Consider the following 19,988-nt stretch of genomic DNA (forward strand, 5'->3'; position numbering starts at 1 on the left):
CTACCAGTTTCGCCACTTCGGCGGACTGTTTAAACTAATATTTCCAGAAACTTATTGCAACCATCTTTATTGCCTTCATTGCTCTTCGTAGTCAAACCACTGATCATCCTTCCCTTCAACATCCTCCTGATCCGGAGATTCATCAGCACTGTTTATCTGATCTATTGTTTCCTCAATAATACAGCCTGAGTTTACTTCCAGGAATTCACAAATATCATCAGAACTGGCGTTTCTATGCTCTTTAAGGTATTCATATACCGAAAGCCCTGTAGAAACTATGATGTTGTGCACTAAGTTTTCATCGTATAGCCTGCAATGCTTACTACCCATGATCCATCCTTTTAAAAAAAATAGGGCAAATGATTATCAATTTCAGATCGACTCTTAATTATATAGCCAGATTCCATTCCGGTCAACAGCGGATATTTCTGCCCAATCGGAGTCGGAATCAGAATCGGAATCGGCATCGAAAAAGCACATTTGTATTTCTATATACAAATAAAAACAAACCTTTTCGATCCTGATGGCTATGCCTGTTCCGACACAAAAGGACTGCCGTTAAAACTTACCGGATGTAACCGAAATGGAGGATAAAAAGGCACAAAAATGTGGTTAGAAATGAGGAAATTTCCGCTCAGAAACCCATTTCCTTTAAAAACTGATCAATTACACTTTTCCTCACAGCGCCTTCCCTTACAGGCGATATTTCATTATTACGTCCAGCTTTAATCACCGTCGACGGAGGAGATGGCGGGAGAAAACCGGCATCGATCATGAAATCAACTTTATCCCTGAAGATTTCAAAGATATGCTCCGGGTCCGGATCGTAAGATTGACCGCTGAGATTGGCGCTGGTTGAGATTAGCGGGGTTTCTATAAGCGAAAAAATCGCGGAGATAAAAGGGTGATCCGATACACGTATCGCGATTCCCTCCAAACTCTTATCCGATGGAAGCACGAAGGTTAAAAGCCCCGGCCAGAATTTTTTCATGAGAGTCTCTGCTGCCGGGGTATAGTGAAGTCCTAAAGGAGAAAAACACTCTTTCCTTGAAGCAATCAGTATAACCGATTTAACCGCTGGACGATTTTTAGCCTCATAAACCCGATCCATTACTGACTGCAGATCTGATCTCCCCCCTATCCCGTAAATTGTTTCTGTGGGATAGATAAAAACCGCTCCATCCTGAATCAAACGGGCAACACGGGAGAGTTCTTCGATGGAGTCTAAAACTGATTGAAGCAGTATTCTCTCAGCTCTCATCATCCCCGAACTGTTTGCGGTATTCTATTAATTTCGCCTTCAGAGATGAGTCTTTACAGCCCAGAATCTGCACAGCAAGCAGCGCGGCATTCTTTGAATTCCCTATTCCCACACAGGCTACCGGAATTCCGGCAGGCATCTGAACTATCGACAACAGCGCGTCTTCACCACTGAGCGGTCCGCCATCAGCCGGTACACCTATCACAGGAAGCACTGTCATACTAGCGATCACTCCCGGAAGATGAGCTGCCAGTCCGGCTATAGCTATGATTATATCATAGTTCTCGTGAGCCCTGAGACAGAATTTACGGATCTTATTTGGATTCCTGTGTGCTGAAATAACATGAGTTTCAAATTCTACACCGAAATCCTTAAAGACGGCTTCTGCTTTTTCCGCTAAATTCATGTCAGATTTGGACCCGATCACAACTGCTGCTTTCATTTTTTCCTTTCCGGATACTTATCTACTGCCAACTTGTTTTTCTAATTTCCCGCTGCTGTTCTCTGTCATCTGGATTCTTGCCAACCCCTTAGCCGCGATATCGCAACGATAGTGTTTTCCTTCGAAATCAATCCCATCTACAGCCTGGTAGGCTATTTTGATCGCCTTTTCCAGAGTGTCATCCCATGCACTCACAGCCAGCACCCGGCCGCCATTTGTTACAAGCTGCTCCTGGTTATTCAGAGCCGTTCCGCTATGGTAAATATCCACATTGCTTTTTTCACGCTCGGTCTCCTCGATACCAGTGATCACTTTACCCTTTTCAAAATTTCCCGGATAACCCTGGGAAGCAAGTATCACAGAAACACAGTATCCGGGGTTTATTGTCCAGGAGGAAGATGTCATCTTGCCGTTTGCACATGATTTAAACAGCTCATACCAGTCACAGCTCACCAGAGGAAGTACTGCCTGAGTCTCCGGATCACCGAACCTGCAATTAAATTCCACCACCTTGGGGCCATCAGATGTAACCATAATGCCATAATAGAGAAGCCCCTGGTATTTCCGCCCCTCAAGTTCCATGGCTTTAAGTACTGGTTTTATGATCTCTTTTTCGATCTGCAGAAGCAGCTTGTCATCAACCAGAGGCGCTGGAGCATAAGCCCCCATCCCGCCGGTATTCGGGCCTGTATCTCCATCTCCCACTGCTTTGTGATCCTGTGACACAGGAAGAATACGGTACTTTTTACCATCGGTAATTACAAATACCGATGCTTCCTCACCGATCATCTTTTCCTCAATGACCACCCTGGTCCCAGCCACACCAAACCGCTTGTCATCAAAAATCTCCACAAGCGCTTTCTCTGCTTCTTCTTTGGTATCGCAAACGATAGCGCCTTTTCCCCCAGCCAGCCCGCTTACCTTTACGACTACAGGTGCGTCCTTTTCGTGAACAAAAGAAAGAGCGGATTCCTTATTGTCAAATATGCTGAAATCTGCTGTGGGAATTTTATACTTTTTCATCAGGTCCTTTGCAAAAGCCTTACTTCCCTCAATTTCAGCAGCTGCTTTGGCAGGACCAAATATAGTCAGGTTTTCCTTCCTGAAAATATCAACTACACCATCAACAAGAGGCGCTTCCGGACCAACTATTGTAAGATCAATTTCATTCTCTGAAGCCCAGTCTGCAAGATCGTTCCAGTTTTTGATTTCACGATCAACCAGCATGCAGCCATCCCGCTCCATACCCGGATTCCCCGGATAGGCATACATACAAAGCGGCCGGTCTGACCTGAGCAATGCCTTGAGGATTGCGTGCTCCCGTCCTCCACTTCCGATTATAAGAACTGAATTCATGAAATCCAATTGATGCCTCCTCTATTTACGCCTGCTGTAAGCAGGACAATTAATAAACTTTGATCGGGAATCGCAATGCACTCAAATCTGCTCATCTATACTAAATCAGACTAAATAAAAAAATACCATTGGATTGGTAAACAATGCAATAACGCCTCGCTTCGCTTAACCTGATAATTCAGAGTTTAATTGTGATAATGGCTGTAATGAACTCCCGACTTTTTGAAGTAGACATCAGATACCTGAGAAACCTTATAAGCCAGCTTCCTTGAATCGGGGTTCAAGACGCCCTACAAGCAGGTCGGCTCCATCCGGACGGTTCCCATATTCAAATACTACCGTTGTATCCACATTTCCCCGGGGATAGAAATCACCGGTAACAAGCAGCCATTTTGGTTCAAGGAGCTTTTTAATGGTCTCAAAAAGATGCCAGGTGACAGTCTCGTGGAAAGTTCCAACCATGCGGAAAGCATTCAGATAAAGCTTCCATGACTTCAATTCAAGGCACAGCTTATCCGGTAGATAGTAAAGACCAATAGCCGCAAAGTCCGGGTAGCCGGTTTTTGGACAAACGCAGGTAAATTCAGGAAAGATAATCCTTATAACCCCGCTGCCGGTGGATGCGGAATTGTAAGGGCAGTCAAATGTTTCGAGTGAAGGAAATCGACTTTGCTTAAGAGCTTCTTCCAATGAAACAACATTTTCAAAAAACATATTTTCCGGTCCCGAAATTGTAAAAGGAAAGTACTATCACTTATTATCCAAATCAAAAATACATCATCTGTAAGGAATGATGCTTCGATACCGATTCCGATGCCGATACCGATTTAGAAAAAACAAAGTCATACCCATTCGGTATGGAAGTACTCCCCCCTGGGTCTGTCTATTCTCTCATAGGTATGCGCCCCGAAGTAATCTCTTTGTGCCTGGATAAGATTTGCTGGAAGCCGGCTGCAGCGATACCCATCATAAAAAGAGAGCGCTGATGAAAGAGCTGGTATTGGTATGCCCATCTTAAAAGCTGCAGCGACTACATTTCGCCAGGATTCAAGGCAGCCGTCTATCACCTCTTTGAAATATTTATCGATTAGGAGGCTGCGAAGAACATTGTTTCTATCAAATGCCTCCTTGATCTGTCCCAGAAAAGCACTGCGTATGATACAGCCGCCACGCCAGATCAGAGCTATGTTCCCGAAGTCAAGCTTCCATTGATATTTCTCAGAGGCTGCACGCATCAACATGAATCCCTGAGCGTAAGAGACTATCTTCGAAGCAAGTAGCGCCTTTCTTATATTCTCAATGAACTCCTCTGTGTTCCCATCCCACTTTTTTACAGAATCCCCCAGAATCCTCCCAGCCTCCATACGTTCATCTTTCAGACCGGAAAGACTTCTGGCATATACAGCCTCTGTAATAAGGGTCAGTGGAACCCCGAGCTTCAGTGAGCTATCGCTTGTCCAAATACCGGTTCCTTTCATCTCAGCAGAATCGAGGATTTTTTCTACCAGCGGTTCACCATCAGAGTCTTTTCGGGCAAGGATATCTGCAGTGATCTCAATTAGATAACTGTCAAGCTCTGTTTTATTCCAGTCTGAAAATATCCCGCTTATCCGCTGGTTTTCCAGCCCCACCCCGTTTCTCATCAGATGGTAAGTTTCTGCAATAAGCTGCATATCTCCATATTCTATTCCGTTGTGAATCATCTTTACATAGTGCCCGGCTCCATTCTCCCCTATCCATTCACAGCATGGACTCCCGTCAGGAGTTCTTGCAGCTATGTCCTTAAAAAGCTTCTCCACAAGAGGCCAGGCTTCAGGTGACCCGCCCGGCATAATCGATGGTCCATTCCTTGCACCTTCCTCACCGCCAGATATGCCTGTCCCGATAAAGAGTATCCCTCTTTCATCGAGAAACTTTGCACGTCGGATCGAATCAGAGTAATGCGAATTGCCACCATCAATAATGAGATCACCGGGTTCAAGGAAAGGAATAAGAGCCTCGATAAAGTGATCCACTGCCGGTCCAGCCTTAACCATCAATAATATTTTCCTGGGCCTCTTGAGCTTCTGCACCAGTTCCTCTATACTGTGAGCACCGCTTATGTTATCCCTTCCCTGCGCAGGACCTACCAGAAACTCATCGATCCTCGACAGAGTGCGGTTATAAACGACTATGCTGTAAGCATGGTCGCTCATGTTGAGCACAAGATTCTGTCCCATCACAGCCAACCCGATTAAGCCGATATCCGCCCCTGTTTGCATTCCGATCTGTCCTCCGGTTTTATAGAGGTTAATGCTCTCACTTTGTAAAATACGATATCTTTCCCGCTGCTTCACCTCCTGGATAACCAGGAGAATCCTGATATAAAATTAATTCAGAAAATAGCAATGGCCTGCAAAATCTGCCGTTGCCCTTTCCAATTTTATAAAAAAACAACCCTCAGCAAGCCTTTAAGAAACCATATTTATTACCTGGCGAAGAGTTGCCTGAAACAGACAGTGTTATTATTCATGGAGGGTTAATGAAAGGTTCTGTTTTTTTCTGCACATGCATCCTTACGGCGATCTATTCACTATATGCTGAAGAACTGGTTGTGAAAACAAAGATCTCCTCTGTAACAGTTTTCCGGGACAGGGCTCAGGTGACCCGAACCTTCACCGGAGAGCTTAGCGAAGGTGAAAAAGATCTCATCTTCGATAATCTTCCGGAAAATATCGAATCCCAGAGTGTAATTGTAAACGGTACCGGTAACGGTGAACTAAAGGATATAAAGGTCCGACGCAAAGAATTCGCAGGCAGTAATGATTCGATTTCCAGTTATCTTAACAGGCGAAAGGAACTATATCAGGATTCCATCCTGCTGGTTGAGGACATACTGAAGAGATGCAGCAGTGAAAGGCAGTTTGTGGAAAACATCGCAGCCAAAGTAACAGAGCGCGGGGCGGCGGAACAGATCTCCGCTCCGGAACTTGACAAGAACAAATGGCTTAATATGGTTGAATTCTACAGAAACCGTCTGGAATCTCTCAGCAGTGAAATGCGCTCTGCATCAAAACGCAAACAGGCTCTGAGTGATACCCTTGCGTTAATAGAACGACGCCTGAGAGATCTTAACCGCGATGAACGTTCGGAAAGGAACCAGGCAGTTGTATCACTCACGATGAAAAAGGCAGGAAAAATCGAACTTGACCTAAGCTATATCGTCTATGGTCCCTCATGGACTCCTGCTTATGAAATGCGGGTACTCAGCGATAAAAAAGTATTGCTTATGACCTACAAAGGCTCTTTGCGCCAGAGCACAGGTGAGGACTGGAAAGATGCAAATGTCAAGCTTTCGACAGCCACTCCGCATATCGGGGGAAACCAGCCTGAACTCACCCCCTGGTATATAAGAATCGATGAGCCTCAAATGGATTTACCTGTAAGGAGCAAACGTTTAAGCAAATCTGCAGTTCCTGCAATGATGAACCAGATGATGGTCATGGATGCCGAATTGGAATATAAGAAAAAAGAGATTACGGAAGCCGCTCCTATGGTTTTCAGGGAAGCAGAAGTGGAATCCGGAGCAACCGCAGTCGTATTTACCATACCCGGTTTAAATACAATAAACAGTGATAGCGAGGAACACACAGTTACTATCATGACCACAGAATTTCCGGCACATTTCAGATATTCTGCGGTACCTAAACTGTCTCAATACGCCTATCTAAAGGCAAAAGTCAAAAACACAACATCATTCCCGCTCCTTCCCGGCTCCTCCAGTATCTTTCTGGATAACTCCTTTGTATCCAGAAGTGAAATGAAACTTGTCGCTCCAGAGGAGGAGTTCTGGACCTTTCTGGGTGTCGATGAGGCTGTAAAGATAGAATACAAGCTGATTAACCGTAAGCGGCGTAATGAAGGTGTAATAGCTAAAAAGGATAGAATTGTTTTCGAATACCAGATCAATGTGACAAATAATCGCAAAAGCGAAGAGGAAATAGTCATCTGGGATCAGTTGCCCATATCAGGCAGTGAAGAGATCAAGGTGGAACTGATCGAACCCAAATGGAAAGAGAACTCTTCTTCACTGAAAAAGAATGAGCACGAATTTCTGGAGTGGTACTATAAACTCAAAGCGGGCGAATCGGTAAAAATTCCCTTCAAGTTTGCAGTTGAATTCCCAAACGGGAAAAATATCAGTGGATTATAAATCACAACCTGAAACAGGGCTGAATTTCTCAGGATCCGGGTAAAAATCCCTCCCGGGTCTTGATTCATACTTCTCCCTAACGTATCATTGTATTTTAAGAATGAAAAACCGGAAGAGAATTAAATGCAGATGAATTTTATACCTCTTTTTTCTTTTGCGGTTTTCTGAAACAAACCTGCATACAGCACGGAAAATAACTGCATGAAACCAATTCACATACGAGACTATGATCTTCTGGTAATCGGTGAGTGTTATGTAGAATTCAGATGTGATGGAGATCTGAGTCTCTGCAATACTTTCGACAAAGACATCGGTGGAGCCGACATTGTCACCGCTGTTACCGCTGCACGTCTGGGATCGGGAGTTTCGCTTTTGTCAGCAGTTTCCCGCGATCCTTTCCATGGGATGATAAGAGAGCGTCTTCTGGCACAGGGTATCAATATCGACCATGTTGTCACAAGCCAGGGTTATAACGGCATCTATTTTACAAGTTCACGATATCCCGAACAAAGAGAATATCTGGTGCACAGACCTGGAACCGCTGCTCAATCGATCGCACCTTCTATGATCTACGAAGACCTTATCGAGAATTGTAAAATTGTATACGCGTCCAGCGAGCTTCAGTCTGTCTCCAGAGCAGCACGTCACTCGGTTTTCAAGGCGTTCCATTTCGCACACAGCAACGATATAATGGTTGCTTACGATCCCAACCTCAGGCTCCAGCGCTGGTCACTGGATGATGCTAAAGAGAGTCTGTGGAGTGTTCTCCCGCTGATAGATGTAATCTTTCCATCTGCTCCGGATGAGTCCAAAGCACTTTTCGGATACGAGCGTCCCCTCGATGTCATCGGTTTCCTCTGGGACAGAGGTGTCTCAATCGTGGTTGTTAAAATCGGAGCAAACGGATGCATGATCGGTTATGATGGCAAAGTTGAAGAATTCAAGCAGCAGGAGCACACAGATACTGTCAAAGACCTTACCCTTATCGGCAGTGCTTTCAACGGAGGTTTCATCCATTGCGTGGCCAGAGGGTACGATCCTTTTACAGCCGCTCAGTTCGCCAATTCGGTAGCCCTTTTCAAAGGCCTGAAAGGCGGAGGTATCTGCTCACTTCCCGCGGCAGGTGATCTCGCTGCATGATTAATCAGCGATGGTTCATGGCAATTCCTCCTGTGGGAGCAGCCCGCCTGGTAGCGCTTCACACAAAAGAAGCGCTCGACAACGAGCTTGGTTCCGAGAATGTCAAGGTATTCGATTTTCTGGCATACCAGAATGGTTTCGCCCAGATCCTTAAAACAGATGACCAAACAATTGCTGTTGACCTGATAAACCAGTCACTTCTGGTTTCATGTCTGGATTTCGGAGCTACACACTTCCTCTCCGGCGCACTCAGCCCTGTAACCCTGTTTACTCTGAATCTCCTTAAGAAACAAAATATCAAAACACTGCACTGGTTCTACGAAAGCTACAGAAGAGTACCCTACTGGAAAGAGGTTGTCCCTGGATATGATCACTTCTTTGCGATTCAGAAAGGACCTCTTCCTGAATTTTGCAGTCTCAATGGCTCAAGTTACCATTTTCTGCCGACAGCCTGCAGTTTCTTTGACACTGACACCCCCTCCCCGCAACGTGATTACGATGCAGCTTTCATTGGAATTCCAAGTAAATACAGAATAGGGATTCTGGAGTCGCTCGCAGAACAGGGTTTTACACTGGCGATTGCAGGAAGCGGATGGAAAAGCTACAGCGGTCCACTTCGTGGTATGATCCTTTGCGATAGCTGGACCGATGAAAAGCAGTCAGCGGACATTCTCAAAAATTCCCGTGTCGGACTGAATCTATCAGTTGACAGTCCAGAGGGAGATAATGATACGCATATCAGTCCGCGTGTCTACGATATTCTGACCGCTGGATGCGTTCTTCTGACAGAAAATGTTCCTCTCATCTACGATTCTATTCCGGGATGTCATTTTCACGTGTTCAGTGAAAGAGAAAATCCCGGAATAAAGCTCAGATCAATACTGGACAACTACAGTGAAGAATTCAGTTACGCAGATCTTAACAGAAGTATCATACAGAAGTCACACACTTATCAAAACCGGGTCAGCGAGCTTATAAATCTGGCAGAATAGTATCCAGGGTTACATCTGTTTATTCCCTACCCTGTCCTTACAGTTCCTCATCAAATTCAAACGGATAATTGACTGTTAGCTCTCCAAGACTGTCCGGAACTGCTTTGAATCTCCAGGTTGAAATCCGCTCCACAATGCTCTTTTCAAACTCCTTATCACCCATGTTTGACTGAATCAGATTAACACCAGTAACATGTCCGTTTGCGGCTATTTTGATCGCCACAAGCATCCTGCCGGAGAGTTTGGTTCCGGAACGGAGTTTTTTATTGTATATGTATTTCAGTTCGCTTGTGTGGCCGTCTATCTCCTTCTTCAATGCACTGGGACGTCGGTAGGGATTTTGAGCTACAGCCTGCCTCCTCTCGAACTCCTTTATCTCTGCAGTAGAAAGCTTACCCTGCTCGATAAGCGTCTTCTTCATCTGCTCGGCTTGAACCCGTTTGGCCTCCTCTTCACCGGTCAAATCGAGATTGCCTATCTGGTTGATCAGATTGAGTATACTGTCATTGGCCCTTGCTTTTACAGTCCCCTGATTTTCCGGACCTTTCAGAAGCTCACCCTTCAATGAGCTCGGAGAAAGGAAATTTTTATACTTTTCTACGTTATCAAGAAACATCTGATCCTGATAAGCCTTAAGTTGTTTTTTCGCCTCCTCGGCAATACTTTTCTGCTGCTCATAAAACTCTCCGAGCATAAGCATTCTGCGATGTGCCTGACGAGCCCAGGTTTTTGATTTGTCCAGTTTAATGACGGTCTTATACTCCATGATCGCTTCTTCAATTTCCCCAAGCTCCTCATGGGATCTGCCTTTATATAAGTGAGCCTCCGCCTTCAGAGCAGCAGGCACCTTTTTTCCCAGAAACAGAGAGAAATTCTTGATGGAATTACGAAAATCCATCAGCAGATAAAACTGTTTTGCCCTCTCCATCTCGCTTATATTGGCATGTTCAAGATTAGAGCGTTCCTTTTCCAATGAATTGATAAAATCTATCAGTTTCCAGGCAAGAATACCGGCCTCAGTATTAGGGAATTTCGCAATCACCGCCTCATAAACCTCTTTGGACTTACCGTAATTGCTCAGCATTGAATAGCAAAATGCTTTATGTACCATTACGGCAGCTTCAACTTCGGGATCTATAAGGTTTGCTGTTTTCAATACTTCATCATAAACCTTCAGTGCTTCTAGATATCTTCGGTTCCTTTCCCAGAAGTATCCGATTTCAATAACTTTGAAAATCTTGTCGTCTTCTTTTGGGTTGATAATTTTCTTACCAAGGAGAATTCTTATGGTATTCAGCACCATCCGAACCGGAGTCCTGTAGAATTTACTGCTCCAATTATCATCATTCGTGAGATGCTCACCGGATGTAAGCGCCTGTATCTTGGCTTCCAGTTCGTAACTGGTCACATTCTCTTCGCCATAAGCGATTCTGTGTTTGATCAGTTCATATTTTGCGACAATTCCGAAAGTATTTGACATATCTTCCTGGGAAGCAATGGTACCCAGAAGATACCGGATCTCCTCAAAACGAATGTCGACCAACCCGACATTGAAAAGTCCGGTAAATGCTAATAGAAGAATTACTCCGGTGAATTTCAGAAAAGTTCTCATACAGGACGGCCGGAATTGGGATCAAGTGCTTGCTGAACAGTGGCTCTGTTTATCATCTGTGTGGGACTCACAGAGCCGGTTCTCCGGTCAATTGCATAACATGACCCGTCCATGCTCTTTACATACTTTTTCACTTCCGCAGCAACGGCAATCATCTCAGCAGTGCGCCTGAAAGGCCGGTTTCTGTTTGAGACAACTGCAACAGAAACGCTCATAAGAGGGAAACGCTGCCTTTCACCGCGACGATTTACGGACTCTATGAAGCCGTTTCTGGCATCAATACTGTTATAGAACTGAAAAATTCCACGATCAAAGGATGTGATGAAAGATTTGGCGAAAATTTCCCAGTGTTCAAATTCGGTGACCACCACAAAATCATCGCCACCCTCATGCCCCACAAATACGTTTCTGATATCCTTTCGTTTTGCAGCAGTCAGCAGGCAATCTCTTGTGTAAAGAATGGCTTCGTCGCCCTTTGTGAAACCGTACTTATCATTATATGCTTTAAAATTGTCAAGGTCACAGTACAGAACACAGATAATCTTTCCCTTGTTCAAACAATCGTCTATGTAGCTTGCTATGGTTATGTTGCCTGGTAAGCCACTCAGCGGATTTGCACCCTTTGCCTCATCGCGCATTCTCTGCAGCGCAACACTCATTTCGTTAAAAGATGAAGCGAGCTGCCCGATCTCATCCAGCCTTACGATCGGAACCCTGATATCAAGTTTGCCCTGGGCGATCATGTGTGTCGCTTCATTCAATTCCCTTATAGGAACAAGGATCATCTTGGAAAAAAGGAAAGCAAATCCGATATGAACCACTACTACAAGAAGTCCGATCAGCAGACATTGACGATAGAGATAGCCCATTTGACGATCGATATCCTTCATGACCACTTTTATTGCCGCCACACCTAATTTATCTGTGGCATAAGTAAAGGGTAAATACAGGGAAATCGATTTATCCTTGCGGTCAACATTATGATGAAAAAGCTTGTCTTCAAACCCCTGCTTGGTGATAGCCATATTTATCATCCTCAGTTCATCTACATCTGCTACCTCCTTCTCGACAAGCTTGTTGTTAACCATATTTACAAAAACTTTTCCGCCTTCACTGAACAGCGTCAGATTGCTTATACCCAGTGCACCTGCATCCTTGAGAATTTTGTTTATAATGACGTTTGTAATGTCGTTCTCGGCCCCTATTGCACTGTCGATACGGTATTTAAGACCGGTACCTTTATGCTGGCTGTTAAGGATGGCATTCTCAGCGATTAAGTCGAGCTGGTTCTCAAATACCATCAGGATGAAAATGGAAACATTGAGAATGGTGAGAATAACATACGCGACAGCGGTCTTGACATTAATCGAATTGGTGTTGAAACCCCTCATATACAGGTCCTCTGTTCTGAAAACTTAAACTTCACCCCTCTGACATGTCAGCCGCAGCCTGATATTTTCAGGGCTACTCCTGCTCCTGTTTACCGTTTTGTGAAGGCAGAATCAGTGCGTTTCTTAACAGATATTATTAATCTTATAGTAAAACAGCGGCTAATTCAAGCCCATCATTCCATATTGTATTCATTGAGCTTGTTTCTGAGAGTCCTGATTGAAATTCCCAGCATTTCTGCGGCTTTTGTACGGTTCTGGTTGCAGTGCTCAAGAGTCTCAAGAATCAGCTTTTTTTCCATCTCTGCGACAGTCATTCCGGCCTGAACCACCTGAGCGTTTCCCGATGAATGCTGCAAAGGTGACCGAAACTGGAAAATTTCCGGTTTTATCTGACCAGTCCGGGTAAGAACAACCGCCCGCTCAACAGCATTCTCCAACTCCCTTATATTTCCCGGCCAGTTGTGGCTGCAAAGTACCCGCAGAGAATCATCAGTAAGTCCCTCTACGCTGAAACCGTTCTCATCGTTGAATTTTTTTATGAAATGTTCAGCCAGTTTAGATATGTCATCTTTTCTCTCTCTAAGAGGAGGAAGGTGAATATGGATAACATTGAGCCGGTAATAAAGATCTTCCCTGAATTCCCCCTTACTTACCGCTTCCTCAAGGTCCCTGTTGGTGGTAGCAACCACCCGAACATCAACCTCTATTGGATCATCACCACCCACTTTGTTTATCTCTCTCTCCTGAAGCACCCGCAGCAGCTTCGCCTGTGCCACCATCGGCATCTCCCCTATCTCATCGAGAAGAAGAGTTCCCCCGGAAGCAGCTTCGAATTTTCCCTTCTTGTGCTTTATCGCGCCTGTAAACGCACCCTTTTCATGTCCGAAAAGCTCAGATTCAATCAACCCTTCCGGAAGTGCGGCACAGTTGACCTTCACAAAAGGCCCGTTACTCCGGCGGCTTTGATAGTGAATGGAACGGGCGATCAGCTCCTTTCCGGTCCCCGATTCCCCGGTAACCAGAACCGTAGAGCGGCTCTCTGCCACCGAAGCGATAAGAGTCCTTATCTCATCCATGCAGGAACCGTCTCCGATGAAGTTCCATTGGCCACAAAGCTCTGATTTAAGCCTTCTGTTCTCCTGAAGAAGAGATTGATACTGCAGAGTACGACTTACTGTCAATTCAAGCTCATCTATCAGGTTATCCGTCTTCTGAATGAAATCAAATGCCCCTTTCTTCATCGCTTCCACCGCTGTTTCTATTGCCCCGTAAGCGGTGATTATGAGAAAAGGGACTTCCGGATTTATCTGCTTTACTTTATCAAGCAGCTCGATACCAGACATTCCAGGCATTTTCATGTCGGAAACAACCAGATCAAAACAGGATGCTGAAAACTGCTCGATCGCCTCATAACCATCACGGGCAGACTCGATTTCACAGCCCAGCCTGCGCAGAGTCTCCACTATCGATTCCCTGAACAAATCATTGTCATCAACGACCAGAATTCTTTTCTTCTCCATCGATAATTCTCCGTTATTCCTTGAGAAGCGGAAGAAAAACCTTGACAGCCGTTCCTTTTCCGGGTGCACTTTTTACATCTATGAATCCCGAATGGGATTCCACGAATCGCTTTACAATGGCAAGACCGAGTCCGGTTCCGTTCTCCTTAGTAGTAAAAAAAGGATCAAAAATCTTGCTAATCTTCTCTTTTTCTATGCCGCACCCCGAATCGGAAACGGAAAAACAGACATAACCGGCATTTTTCCTCTCCCCCATTTCCATCGAAACAGTGATCTGCCCGCCCTCAGAGATAGCCTGCACAGAGTTTAGACATATGTTCATCACTACCTGACCGATTTTCTCGGGATCAGCAAGCACATACACCGGCTCCTTCTCCCAGTTCTTCTTCAGGTCGATTTTCCGGCCAAGCCTCTCAATCTCTATCTGCACAAAATCAACTATCTCCTCGAGAATGGTATCGAGCTGGACTTTCCTGAACTCAGCTTTGATCGGACGGGTGTAAACAAGAAGATTGGAAACAATCTTGTTTAATCTTGACAAACCCTCTATAATCTTTCCCAGTGTCTTTCTTCTGGGATCCTCAGCAGAGAGATCCCTTTCAAGCAGACCCGCCCACATGCCCATAGCCCCCAGCGGATTGCGTATCTCATGGGCAACCGTAGCAGACATCTCTCCAAGAGCTGCCATCGTCTTTGCCTGCTGCATCTCTTTCTCAAGCGCCTTTATACGGGAAATATCACTGAAGATCTCAACAGCCCCAAGCCTGCGCCCGTTTTTATCCTTAAGAAGCTCAGTCTGATAGGAAACAGGCACAGGATGACCGTCTTTGTGCCAGATCACCTTCTCATCACGTTTAAGCCCCCGCCCGGTATGCAGAACCTGATAAATTGCCGGCTCACCTTCAGTACCTCCCTTGAACAGATCGATATAGGGTTTGTCAAATACTTCGGATTGATCAAAACCGGTAATCTCCGATGCGGCGCGGTTAAAGTTTGTTATTCTTCCCAGATCATCAACACCAACGACCCCGTTATCCATACTCTCCAGGATACTGTTGAGATAGGTGCGCATCTCCTCCTGCTTGGCCAGACTCTGCTCAAGTTCTGAGTTTTTTCTGTCAAGTTCAATGTTGATTTTTCTGAAGTCTTCCTGCATGCGGGCGTAGGCACTGCTTAACTGCTCCGCTCTGAGCTGGAAATCATTGAAGGCTCTCTGGAGGGATTCGAAAAGCTCTACTGAAATGGTTGAGGTCCCTGTTTCACCTGCACTCATAAGACCCGCCCCGTAAATTTTTCATATGTCTTATAGTGGATTTTTTCCTGCCATTTACCTGGCAGCTCCCCTCTCCTCTTTCTTGATGATACTTTCAAGGTATTTTTCAAGCTGCTTTTCTTCATCGAGAAATTCCTGTATCGCTCTGCCGGTCTGTTCCAGAACATCTTCCAGCATTGCAGTTTTTTCCTCTACTCCAATCAAACCTTTGCGGCTCTGCCATCTCTCAACAAGATCCGCCGAGCGGTTCCTTTCATCCTCAATTTTATCCAGAAGAGCTTTTTTATGCTCAAACCCGGTGATCACCCCCGATGTATCTCCTCTGGAAAGCACGAGCCGGCCCAGAATCTTCCTTACCAGGTCCCGCAACTGCCTGTACCACTGGAGTTGACGACTGAAAGAATCCGTAAGATCCTGAATCAGAATTGTATCATTTTCATCCATGCATTTCAACTTAAGTTTAGGTTTTCCGACATCACTAGCAACTACTTGAGTACTGCCCTGTATTCATTCTCCCAGATAGCATCCTCCATCTTCCACTTCGCCTGCTTTGCCCAGTAATCATCGGGGTATTTGCGTACAAGATCCTTGAAAGCATTCACAGCGTCCTGGTAGCGTTTCAGATTCTTGTGAATACTTCCTATCTGAAACAACCCCCAGGGAGTCTCCTGAAAAGCAGGATACTTACGGGTAACCTTTGTGTAATATCTTAAAGCCCCCTCATAATCCTTCCCCTTGTACTTCTCGTCGGCTATACGATAATAAGAATCAGGAACCCTGTAGTAAATGTCATGTTTCTCTCCAAGGTCAATAGCCGATTTGAATGCCTCCTGTGCTCTGATGGAATTGCCGATCTGCTGATAAACCGTACCAGCTTTGAAATAGGCACAAACCCTGTCTAAATTCTTCCCTTTTAATGCCGCCTGCTGATAGGCATCTATAGCTTTCTTTGGCTGCTCCATACTCTCGTAGCATTCGCCAAGTTTCTCAAAGGCTTTTCCAGCCCATTCGTGATCACGGTTCTTCTGAATGAAATCTCTGAACAGTTTCTCAGCCGTCATTGGTTCGTCACGCTCCAGATATGTCAGTGCCTTTAAAAAAAGACACTGTGGTGCAACCTTCTGATTTGCATACCTGTCAAGAATCTGCTGGAACTGATTCTCAGCCTCCTTGAAAAGACCAAGCTTGAAATAGCAGACTCCTGTATTGTAGATGCAATGTACCGGCGTAACACCATCAGGATGAGCCACCATCACCTTTTTAAACTCCCTTATGGAGGCATCATAGTTTCCCCTCTTAAATTCATGAATCCCCAGAAGAAGCTTCTGCCCGAGATCTGTAAGCGTATCAACGGTCATCATCGACAACAAAGAATCAATCCGCATCTCAAAAACAGCATACTTTTCCTGCTGTATCGGCTCAACCGAAGAGGAGCCGGAGAGCTGAGAAGATGCTTCTTTAACCGCTGGACCGCTGACCTTTTTTTCTGTTTTCTTCGTCTGTGTGCTCTTTACGCTTTTTAAAGCCCCCGGATCTTTTTTCAGCTTTTCCAGAAGATCCCTGGCTTCTTTCTTTCCCGGTTCGTAAGTTGACTTTTCTATATACCGGGAAAGATGCTTTATCGCCTCTGCGGTGTTTCCATTTTCGGCATAAATTTTCCCCAGATAAAAATGACTGTTTTGTCCCAGTTGCGGAAAATTTACTGCTTTGAGAAAATTTATCCTCGCCATTTCCGACTGACCCTTTTTATTTCTGATCAACCCCGCATAGTAATAAGCCCCGGAATGATTTGGCTTAGACTTCAGCAGCGTGCGAATCTCCGAGAGAGCCTGATCTAATTTCCCTTTTTCATAAAGGTCAACAATTTTCCTAAGATCCTGATCGGCAGATTCCAACACATTTCCTCTACCCGCTCCTGTTGATGAGGTATCCCTGATTTCCTGATCCTTCTTTTGTACCCCCCCCCCGACAGGCTTGCCCACAATTTTTGCTATCCTGTCGATCTGCTTCTGCAGACTATCCCGCTCTGTCGGGTCGCATGACTGCTGATAGTTCTGCAGCTCAATTACAGCATTCTGTAACTGTCCGTCTTTTTCATAAGCTGTTGCAAGCATCTTGTGAGCTTTGCCCCACCCCGGATTGTATGCAAGAGCCTTTTTTAAATTGTAAATAACAAGGCGGTACCGATCCTGAGCCATACGGATCTCTGCCATATGCATGTAGGCATTGTAATTATCCGGGTATGCCGAGAGAACCTTCCTGAATTCATCTATTGCCTTGTCATATTTTTTCTCGTTCTTGAACTTGACACCAAGACGGTAATGGATGTAATCACCGGTTTCGGCGGCAAAATTATCCAGTGCTAAAAGGAAAGATATTACACAAAACAGCGTTAACTTACTCCAATATGATCCTTTCACTTTGAAAATCTTATTCATTTCACTTTCTTCCCTGGATGAAAAACCAATCTTTCAGTTTTCTCTGCAATCATCTTCTCTCCGGATCCGTATTTGATCAGTGTGTTGGGATACGCGGTTCCGATCATTACTCCCGGATCAGCTTTGCAGTTTTTCTGAAGCATCTCGATTTCCTTTACACGCGATTGCAGCTTCAGACAGGCATCATTTACTTCAATTATTTTCTGCTTCAGTTTTTCGAGATTTTTCTCCTCTTCAGAAGGCATATAGCCGTTTTCATCCATTACATCCTTAACACAAGAATAAATCTGCTGTTTCAGAGAAACAAACTCGTTGACGTTGAAGACAAGTTCCTTGAGCAGTAAATGACGCTCCTGGATAAGCATCAGTTCTCTTCCTACATCCAGAACGGTTTTAGTTTCTGCACCACTGCCCACGACATCTGCATCAATCTCCACAGCGACTACGCTGCCTCCAATAATCTGCCTTGCTCTGACTTTCCCCCCGGAAATCACATTGCTGTGCATTATTTCCTCACCGATCAGAACATCACCGTCAGCCTCGACAGGAAAATTTTCTATATGGGATGCACGGAATCTGCCTCTGCATTGAATTTTCCCATTTCCCGATCCCATAGCCCCGCCCCTTACTTCAAGGTTTCCGCCACACTTTACTGTTGCGTCTTCGATATTGCCGCCAACCTTGAGATCCCCCACTGTCTCAACTATAAAGCCGGAACGAATAGACCCCTTAATACAGAGATGACCGCAGAAAGAGATATTCCCGGTAGAGTAATCAATATCTCCGTTTAATACTTTCTCGTTCCTTACTTCAACATTCCCCTCATCATCCACCCCCAGAGCTCCGTCAATATCAGCCACCAGAAGATCCGGATCAGCCTCAGAAATGCAAGTCCCGACACCGGGACGAAGCACCACATCACTGACCGGAGGAACTGGAATCGGTTTACCGAAAACACTTTTACCCTCGGTTCCAGGCCTGGGATGAATTTTACGGGCAAGAATGGTACCTTTCTTGACATTTACTACAAGACCCAGATCGCGATGGTCCACACGGCCGTCAGAGAGCGTTTTGGGCTTTCCCATTCCCGATGTGTCAATAAGCATCTGGATATGACCCGGCACACCGGGCCTGGGCGGTACCCCCCTGGCCACTTCAATGCGGTTCTTAACTCCGCCATTGGAGATCTCTATAAGAGCCTCATCAATTATTCCGTAAATTATGCCCTTACGGTTTAAGAACTGACGCAGATCATCGGGAGTTATCTTCCTGGCTGTACCCTGAAAGTGTATCTGTATAAAAGCCCTGAGACCGTCGGGAGTATGCAGAACCGAAATCTCAGACATCACTCACCATGCCTTTCGGGATCGAGATAGAAATGAGGCTGAAGATAATTGCAGACGTAATCACGAACCGATTCCTCCAGTTCCATGCACTGCGTATTACACCCGGTCGCCTTGAGCTTCGAGAGATCTGCTTCGGTGAAATACTGGTACTTGTCTTTTAGCTGCTCAGGCATGGGGATATATTCTATTACCGGTTCTTTACCCAGCGCACTGAAAATCGCCTTCGCCAGGTCATTCCAGGAACGCGCCTTGCCCGTACCTATATTGTATACACCTCCAATATCAGGATTGTCCATAAAAAACAGCGTCATCCTTACAGCATCTTTCACATAGATAAAATCTCTCACCTGCTCTCCATTACCGTACTCAGGCCTGTACGATTCAAAAAGTGAGATCACTCCCTCATCTCTGGCCCTTGCAAAAGCCTTGTTTACTACACTTCTCATGTCACCCTTGTGATACTCATTAGGGCCGAAAACATTGAAATATTTAATCCCGATGATTTTTTCAAGCCAGCCCTGCCTCAGTGCGAAAAGATCAAACATCTGCTTTGAATACCCATACATGTTGAGCGGGCGCAGCTTCGGGATAATTTCCATATCATCAACATATCCCATGCCGCCATCTCCATAGGTTGCCGCACTTGAGGCATAAATAAAGCGGGTGCCGGGATGCTTTTCCCACCATTTCCCGATCCGTATTGAATACTGGTAATTGTTGCGGATAAGATAGTCTGCATCTTTTTCTGTTGTTGATGAACAGGCGCCAAGGTGAAATATCACCTCTATATCCCCGCCGAAAAAACCCTCTTCAAGCTTTTCTATGAAATCTTCTTTGTCAATATAATCGGCAAAGCGAAGCGGAACCAGATTCCGCCATTTCTCTTCATTTCTGAGCCTGTCAACTACTATTATATCACTTTTCCCTCGTTTGTTGAGTTGCCAGACAATAGCACTCCCTATGAATCCGGCACCACCTGTTACAACAATCATATTTCCTCCAGATTTTGTCTGTTTTAAAATAGT

17 protein-coding genes are annotated in these 19,988 nt (G+C 45.2%); 3 read left to right on the forward strand and 14 right to left on the reverse strand.

What is annotated here, in order from left to right; translation table 11 throughout:
• Window positions 1–75: 75 nt before the first annotated feature.
• The 6 genes from GX089_12995 to gnd form a co-directional block, all read right to left on the reverse strand.
• Window positions 76–330, reverse strand: a complete 255-nt coding sequence (locus GX089_12995; protein ID NLP03407.1) for a hypothetical protein — start codon at window positions 328–330, stop codon at window positions 76–78.
• A 304-nt stretch (window positions 331–634) separates the two neighbouring features.
• The gene (locus GX089_13000) at window positions 635–1,264 is read right to left on the reverse strand and encodes a threonylcarbamoyl-AMP synthase (protein ID NLP03408.1); all 630 of its coding nucleotides are present in this window, start codon (window positions 1,262–1,264) and stop codon (window positions 635–637) included.
• Window positions 1,251–1,703: a 5-(carboxyamino)imidazole ribonucleotide mutase gene (gene purE, locus GX089_13005; GenBank protein NLP03409.1), complete on the reverse strand. Its 453-nt coding sequence runs from the start codon at window positions 1,701–1,703 to the stop codon at window positions 1,251–1,253. Before purE ends, GX089_13000 begins: the two co-directional genes overlap by 14 nt.
• 18 nt (window positions 1,704–1,721) lie before the next feature.
• Window positions 1,722–3,059 (reverse strand): phosphoribosylamine--glycine ligase, encoded by a 1,338-nt coding sequence (purD, locus tag GX089_13010; protein NLP03410.1) that lies wholly within the window; start codon window positions 3,057–3,059, stop codon window positions 1,722–1,724.
• A 252-nt stretch (window positions 3,060–3,311) separates the two neighbouring features.
• On the reverse strand, window positions 3,312–3,773 hold the full coding sequence (gene queF, locus GX089_13015) for an NADPH-dependent 7-cyano-7-deazaguanine reductase QueF (GenBank protein NLP03411.1): 462 nt from the start codon (window positions 3,771–3,773) through the stop codon (window positions 3,312–3,314).
• A gap of 128 nt (window positions 3,774–3,901) precedes the next feature.
• Window positions 3,902–5,320, reverse strand: coding sequence for a decarboxylating NADP(+)-dependent phosphogluconate dehydrogenase (gnd, locus tag GX089_13020; protein NLP03412.1), 1,419 nt, complete (start codon window positions 5,318–5,320; stop codon window positions 3,902–3,904).
• Window positions 5,321–5,580: 260 nt separating this feature from the next.
• Here gnd and GX089_13025 point away from each other — a divergent pair, with 260 nt between their 5' ends.
• The 3 genes from GX089_13025 to GX089_13035 all read left to right on the forward strand — a co-directional run bounded on the left by GX089_13025 (window position 5,581) and on the right by GX089_13035 (window position 9,383).
• Window positions 5,581–7,251 carry a mucoidy inhibitor MuiA family protein gene (locus tag GX089_13025; protein NLP03413.1) on the forward strand — a complete coding sequence of 557 codons (1,671 nt, stop codon included), beginning with the start codon at window positions 5,581–5,583 and terminating at the stop codon, window positions 7,249–7,251.
• A gap of 201 nt (window positions 7,252–7,452) precedes the next feature.
• Window positions 7,453–8,391: a sugar kinase gene (locus tag GX089_13030; GenBank protein ID NLP03414.1), complete on the forward strand. Its 939-nt coding sequence runs from the start codon at window positions 7,453–7,455 to the stop codon at window positions 8,389–8,391.
• Window positions 8,388–9,383 (forward strand): hypothetical protein, encoded by a 996-nt coding sequence (locus tag GX089_13035; GenBank protein NLP03415.1) that lies wholly within the window; start codon window positions 8,388–8,390, stop codon window positions 9,381–9,383. The genes GX089_13030 and GX089_13035 overlap by 4 nt, the downstream gene beginning before the upstream one ends.
• Before the next feature lie 37 nt (window positions 9,384–9,420).
• On the opposite strand, the gene GX089_13040 is transcribed toward GX089_13035, so the two are convergent.
• The 8 genes from GX089_13040 to rfaD all read right to left on the reverse strand — a co-directional run bounded on the left by GX089_13040 (window position 9,421) and on the right by rfaD (window position 19,955).
• Complete coding sequence (locus tag GX089_13040) at window positions 9,421–10,995, reverse strand: TonB family protein (protein NLP03416.1); 1,575 nt, start codon at window positions 10,993–10,995, stop codon at window positions 9,421–9,423.
• Entirely contained in the window at window positions 10,992–12,386 is a 1,395-nt protein-coding gene (locus tag GX089_13045) for a HAMP domain-containing protein (protein ID NLP03417.1), read from the reverse strand. The genes GX089_13040 and GX089_13045 overlap by 4 nt, the downstream gene beginning before the upstream one ends.
• Window positions 12,387–12,559: 173 nt before the next feature.
• Window positions 12,560–13,906, reverse strand: coding sequence for a sigma-54-dependent Fis family transcriptional regulator (locus GX089_13050; GenBank protein NLP03418.1), 1,347 nt, complete (start codon window positions 13,904–13,906; stop codon window positions 12,560–12,562).
• Window positions 13,907–13,919: 13 nt separating this feature from the next.
• The gene (locus GX089_13055; protein ID NLP03419.1) at window positions 13,920–15,179 is read right to left on the reverse strand and encodes a PAS domain S-box protein; all 1,260 of its coding nucleotides are present in this window, start codon (window positions 15,177–15,179) and stop codon (window positions 13,920–13,922) included.
• Between the two features lie 54 nt (window positions 15,180–15,233).
• On the reverse strand, window positions 15,234–15,623 hold the full coding sequence (locus tag GX089_13060) for a hypothetical protein (GenBank protein ID NLP03420.1): 390 nt from the start codon (window positions 15,621–15,623) through the stop codon (window positions 15,234–15,236).
• 41 nt (window positions 15,624–15,664) lie between these two features.
• The gene (locus GX089_13065; GenBank protein NLP03421.1) at window positions 15,665–17,617 is read right to left on the reverse strand and encodes a tetratricopeptide repeat protein; all 1,953 of its coding nucleotides are present in this window, start codon (window positions 17,615–17,617) and stop codon (window positions 15,665–15,667) included.
• Window positions 17,614–18,963 (reverse strand): DUF342 domain-containing protein, encoded by a 1,350-nt coding sequence (locus GX089_13070; protein ID NLP03422.1) that lies wholly within the window; start codon window positions 18,961–18,963, stop codon window positions 17,614–17,616. The genes GX089_13065 and GX089_13070 overlap by 4 nt, the downstream gene beginning before the upstream one ends.
• Window positions 18,963–19,955, reverse strand: a complete 993-nt coding sequence (rfaD, locus tag GX089_13075) for an ADP-glyceromanno-heptose 6-epimerase (GenBank protein ID NLP03423.1) — start codon at window positions 19,953–19,955, stop codon at window positions 18,963–18,965. Before rfaD ends, GX089_13070 begins: the two co-directional genes overlap by 1 nt.
• Window positions 19,956–19,988: the final 33 nt, after the last annotated feature.

The organism is Fibrobacter sp. (assembly GCA_012523595.1).
Classification (GTDB): Bacteria; Fibrobacterota; Chitinivibrionia; order Chitinivibrionales; family Chitinispirillaceae; genus JAAYIG01.